Genomic DNA, 1,542 nt, shown 5'->3' with positions numbered 1-1,542 from the left:
CCGGCGCGGCCGCCGGCTGCGCGCCGGTCCGGCCCGCCGAGCTGATCGGCACGACCCGTGGCACGTCCTACACCGACCGGACCGCCAAGCCCGGCGCCGCCTACACCTACACGGTCACCGCGCTCGACCGCGGACACGCCGAATCCGTCCCGGCACGCTCGGTCACCGCTCAGGGGTGACCCATCTCACGATCCGGCGATGAACGACCCGGAAACGAGGATAGAAACACCGCACCAGGGGGAAGAAGGTCACCAATGTGACCCCCGGAGGTGCGGTATGGCGCTCTCGATGGACGAGGAGCGGATCCTCACAGAGATCGCATCCCGGCTCAGCCAGGACGATCCGAAGCTCGCCGAGCGGCTGGAGAAGTTCGGCAAGAGCCGCCGGAGCCGACGCGAGAGGATCATCACCGCGGTGATCGTCGCGCTCGTCGGGCTGATGACCGCGCTCGGCACCGCCGTCGCGGTCTTCTTCTCGCAGTAGAGGCGAGGACGGCCCACGCACAAGGCCCCGCCCCGGGATCTGAAACCCTGGGACGGGGCCTTGGCCACGTCAGGCCGGTGTGGTGGTCACCTCTCGGCGATATGCACAACGCGGCTCCAGCCGAACGGTATTCCGCGAAGGCGTTTGTTGAGGCCCGGGGACACAAATCCACACCGGCACGCCTACTCTAACGCCTCCACGGCACTGCCTGTTCCCGCCCGCACCACGCCTCTCAGCCGAGGCAGTCATGTGACTCAGCTCACGTGCACCGGCGGGGTGTGCGGGGCGTCCCTGTTGGTGAAGGTCGCACGAAATGTCGGCCCGGGGCAGGTCAGGAGGAACCCGTGCAGAGAAGGGACGCGCCACACAAGTCTTCCGTTTCGGCCAGACCTCAACCAGATGCAATTTTCTCCGCCACGAACGGGAACATGCGTAGAAGAGGGCCGCGCGTCACGTGCGGCCACCGGCCGGCCCAGCGATCGGGAGGAGACGGGCAGTGGACGCACAACTCAACGCACAACGGCTCGGACTGATCGGCCCCTGCACGGAAAGCGACGACGGAACAGGCGACCGCACCGCCGCCTGGGACCTGCCCGCCGACCTGCGCGCGCCGTCCAAAGCCCGCGCCCTCACCCGCGGCGAGCTCGCCGCGTGGAAGCTCACCGACCCCGCCGACATCGACGACGTCGTCCTCATGGTCGACGAACTCGTCGCCAACGCCGTCGTCCACGGCCACGGCGCCATCCATCTCAGCCTCACCCTCGAGGGCCTCCTGCTCCGCGGCGAGATCACCGACGACAGCCCCGCACCCGCGCCCACCACCGACAGGCAGCCCCGCCCCGGGGACGCCGAGCGCGGCCGCGGCCCCCTGACGGTCACCGCCCTGGCCGCCGCCCGCGGCAGCACCCCCCGCCACCCCGGCAAGACCGTCTGGTTCACCCGCCACCTCGCTGGCCTGTCCGCCTGACCAGCGCCGCGCCGCCTGACCAGCGCCGCGGCTACCGCAGCGGGCACCCCGGCAGACCGCCAGAAAACCCCTCGCGCTCCCGATCTTCTCGA

Annotated in this window: 2 protein-coding genes; both read left to right on the top strand. The window is 70.3% G+C overall.

Features of this window, described 5'->3' with window-relative positions:
* The first annotated feature begins 276 nt into the window (after positions 1-276).
* A complete protein-coding gene (locus ACYVE7_RS33815; RefSeq protein WP_460370622.1) occupies positions 277-483 on the top strand; it encodes a DUF3040 domain-containing protein in 207 nt (68 codons plus the stop codon).
* A 496-nt stretch (positions 484-979) separates the two neighbouring features.
* The gene (locus ACYVE7_RS33810) at positions 980-1,450 is read left to right on the top strand and encodes an ATP-binding protein (RefSeq protein WP_460370620.1); all 471 of its coding nucleotides are present in this window, start codon (positions 980-982) and stop codon (positions 1,448-1,450) included.
* Positions 1,451-1,542 lie beyond the last annotated feature (92 nt).

The sequence above is a fragment of the Actinocorallia lasiicapitis genome (assembly GCF_054778695.1).
This window is presented reverse-complemented; position numbering and strand designations above follow the sequence as displayed.